Origin of the sequence: Methanohalobium sp. (assembly GCF_018609725.1) — an archaeon.
Lineage (GTDB): Archaea > Halobacteriota > Methanosarcinia > Methanosarcinales > Methanosarcinaceae > Methanohalobium.
This window is the reverse complement of record NZ_JAHENT010000069.1, coordinates 1-3,873: the sequence shown is the minus strand read 5'-3', so window position 1 is coordinate 3,873 and position 3,873 is coordinate 1. Positions and strand designations below refer to the sequence as shown.

Sequence of the window (3,873 nt, the reverse complement as noted above, 5' to 3'; positions counted from 1 at the left end):
TTGATGTGATCGTACCAAACAATAAGACAGCAGGCAGCACTAATCCTATATATTTTGATATAGATTTTGAAACAATTTTGGCTAATAGATTGCTCAATTCAGATCTTGAAAAAAAATCTTATGCTTATGTTGGCGGGGCTGGATCTGGATCATCCAGAACAATTGAAGAAGTATTCATCACTGCAAGCGAACCAAGCGGCCTTGAGCGGACTGAAGCTTTTGTTGATGCAGGTGATCTTTCAGATACGGCTAATCTTCAAAGAAAAGGTGAGGTATTTTTGCGGGAGACTGAGCAAGAAAATATTGTTGAAGTTGACATAAATACAATTGGCAGCTTCAAATATCAGGAGGACTGGAATATTGGGGATAATGTAACAGTTATTAATGATAATTGGGACTTACAGATTGATGTAGGGATTGTTGGAACAACTATTGAAGTCACAACAGGAGCCGGACAGCCGCAAGTTGAAGTTCAGCTAGGCAGATCTTATCCGACGATCAAGGGAAAAGTCAAGCGGCAGATCAAAGAACAGAACGACGAAAGAGAAAGAAGTTAGGAGGGAAAATTTTGCCTATAAGATTTCACTACTTTGATGATTCAAGCGGTGACAGGGTGTATAATGTAGAAACTTTCAATCAACATCTTAGGCCCATGTCAGATAATGGTTATATAGCAAATTTGAACAATGAATTGCTAGTGACAGAAAACTCAACGCCAGATCTAAGCGTGCTTATTAATACAGGCGGTGCTTGGATTAACGGTCATTTCTATGAGCTATACAGTTCCGCTGAACAGTTAGCTATTACGACACCGGATGATTCAAATGCAAGAATTGATAGGGCAGTAGTGCGGTTAGATCTAGATGCAAGAATAATTGATGTTAACATCAAAGATGGGAATCCAACCTCAGATCCAAGCCCTCCAAGCCTGACCAGAAATGAAACTATATGGGAAATAAGTTTGGCTCAAATTTATGTTGCTGCTGGGGCAACTGAAATTACTAATTCTGATATAACTGACGAGCGGGATGATGGATTTTTATGCGGTTTGAGTACACACTCAGGGGGCGGCGGAGCTTTCACAGGGGATTATCTACAATTAGAAGTGAATACTTCACAAACTGGATCAGCTCAAACCTTGGTTAGCTGGGACACAAAAAATTATGATACAGACGGCAATTATATTACGGTTCCAGATACTGACATAACGATTCAAGAAGCTGGCTTCTATATGATATCACCACGGGCGACAATTGCTAATACCGTATCAAGTACAGAATATACCTTGGAAGGATATCTAAAAGTCAACGGTAGCATAATTGATGATGATTTTGGTTATAGATACGAAATGGAAAGTGATACTAATGACAATTGGACAGAATACAGATTCACGATTAATCCAACAGCCTTAGCTTATTTGCAAGCTTCAGATGTTGTCAGGTTTGAGGTTCAAGCAGAAGGAGATTATTCAATAGAAACTGGCAGATTTGAATTATATCAGGTTGGCGCAGGTACTATATAATTTCTTGAGGGGGTGGTCAAAATAGCAGAACGAAGTCAATATTTTGACACTTTGAGTTATACAAGTGCAGATTTTGCTAGACACTTTGACACTATATCAGGGACCGGATATGTTAGGGGAAAATCAAATGAATTGGAAGTTTTTGAGACAAGCCCAACTGGCCTAGCAATCAATATTGACACAGGCTGTGCATGGGTCCAAGGCAGATTTTTTGAAATATACAGTGAACCTGAAACCAGAGATATTCCAGAACCAAGCGATCAAGATCGAATTGATAGAGTAGTAGTTCGGTTAGACGAACCAAACCGCATAATGGAGCTTGATATTATACAGGGCACGCCAGCTTCCGATCCAAGCCCGCCAAGTCTGACAAGAACAACTGATATTTATGAGATTAGTTTGGCTCAAATTTATGTAACGGTGGGAACAACTTCAATTTCAAATTCAGATATTACTGACGAGCGTCAGGATTCAGCCGTATGCGGTGCAAGTCAGCATAGTGCAGCAGGAGAACCGGAAGCAGCCACGGCCGAGGATGTCAGAACATATTTATCTGTTCAAAACGAAAGTGGTAGTGGTGATGCGCCAATAACTTGGACAACTGAAAATTATGATAATGATAATATTTTTAGCCCGCCAGATACTGATATAGTTATTCCCTATGATGGAATTTGGCTTTTTAGGATTAATATCAAAACTGATCAGGATGAAGGCTTTGGCAACTCATTTTCTAATGCATATATAGGTGCAGTCATAAAGATCAACGGCAGCAATGAAACCGTTGTTTATGACGAATTAAGCACCTCTTCCTTGTTGGAAGGTATATCCAACTTATTCCCGTTAACTCCTATATTGCATTTGCAGAAAGACGATATAGTTACGGTTGAAATTAGTGATATAGGGACCTCAGATGTAGATGTTACTTATCAAGCATATTTAGATCTATATAATTTGATTGATGTTACTCTTTAAGGGGGTTATATTTTGGCTCAGAGATCACAAATTTTTGAAAGTATTGATGGTGATCGAATTTATCCGGCAGATCAATACTCAAGACAACTTCAGAATTTGAGCGACAATGGATATATTAATAATCTAGACAATGAATTGGTAGTGACAGAAAATACCACACCGGATTTGAGTGTTTTAGTTAGCACAGGTGGTTCTTGGGTGGAAGGTAGATATTATCAACTATATTCAAGCCCAAAGAACCTATCAATTAGCAGTAATAGTACAGGAGATCCAAGGATAGATCGGATAGTTGTTAGGCTTGATAATTCAAATAATCAAGTTACTTCAGAAGTTCTAGAGGGGACAGCAGCCGCAGATCCAAGCCCTCCGAGTTTGACTAGAAATGACACAGTTTGGGAGCTTAGCTTAGCTCAGGTTTATGTTGCCAGTGGTACATCAGAAATTACTAATTCTGACATAACTGATGAGCGGGATGATCAAACTCTATGCGGTTTGAGTACACATCCTAATTTGGGCGGTTCTTATCTTGGTGATTATTTCAAAGGATCATTTTCTGATTCTATTACTTCAGGACAAAATAAAATCACTGGCATCACGGTTAAATATGACACTAGCAGTTGGCTAAACAGCAGCGGTGATTCAGATACTTTGACCGTTGATCAGAACGGCATTTATTTGGTTCAGATCAGATATGATCAAGATGCTGATCAAGTTGAAGACAGTTTAAGAGATGATGTTGAAGGCCGCTTCTATATGTATCTGAATGGTAGCACTGACGAAATATGGTACAGGAAGTTATTCAGTAATCCAAGTTATGAGAACATCTATTATTACAGAATGACTTTTGGTGTAGCAAGCGTCAAATATTTGCAATCTGGGGATTCACTTTCATTTTATACCTACTATGGTCAGAATCCTTATAATCACGCTGGCAACATTGAAGTCTATCAGTTAACTGAACAAACTTTATAAGGAGGTCAAAAAAATGGTTTTCGGAGATCCGGATCACAGAAATTTTAACAAATATTCTAACGGTCGTGTGTCAACTTTTGGGGATGTCGTCGTAGGTTCTCGTCAAGACAATGTATCACTACAATTTCAATATAATATTTCCCCAGATGATGTTTCAACAAGTAATACCAATAGTGGATCAGTTTTCCAGCAAAACTCAATGGCCCAAGTGTCAACAGGAACAGATTCATCAGCAACAGCACAACTTGAAAGCCACCGTGGTTTACGGTATCTTCCAGGACATGAAGGATATTGCTACTTTACTGCGAGCTTCACAACTCAAGATGAAAAGACAGGTTATCCTTCTTCTAGTCAATTCGTTGGTGCATTCAATGATAACAATGGTTATTTTATTGGCTTCCAAGGAG

General features: G+C 38.9%; 5 protein-coding genes. All 5 read left to right on the top strand.

From position 1 onward, the window contains the following. On the top strand, nt 1-557 hold a 557-nt coding region (locus tag QZ276_RS04235), incomplete at its 5' end, for a hypothetical protein (RefSeq protein ID WP_292485592.1). Between the two features lie 95 nt (nt 558-652). Next, nucleotides 653-1,522, top strand: a complete 870-nt coding sequence (locus tag QZ276_RS04230; RefSeq protein WP_292485590.1) for a hypothetical protein — start codon at nt 653-655, stop codon at nt 1,520-1,522. Nucleotides 1,523-1,534: 12 nt separating this feature from the next. After that, a complete protein-coding gene (locus QZ276_RS04225) occupies nt 1,535-2,494 on the top strand; it encodes a hypothetical protein (RefSeq protein WP_292485588.1) in 960 nt (319 codons plus the stop codon). A gap of 12 nt (nt 2,495-2,506) precedes the next feature. Beyond that, nucleotides 2,507-3,466, top strand: coding sequence for a hypothetical protein (locus QZ276_RS04220; RefSeq protein ID WP_292485587.1), 960 nt, complete (start codon nt 2,507-2,509; stop codon nt 3,464-3,466). Between the two features lie 13 nt (nt 3,467-3,479). Further along, nucleotides 3,480-3,873, top strand: a 394-nt coding sequence (locus QZ276_RS04215) for a hypothetical protein (protein ID WP_292485585.1), incomplete at its 3' end; no start/stop codon positions are given.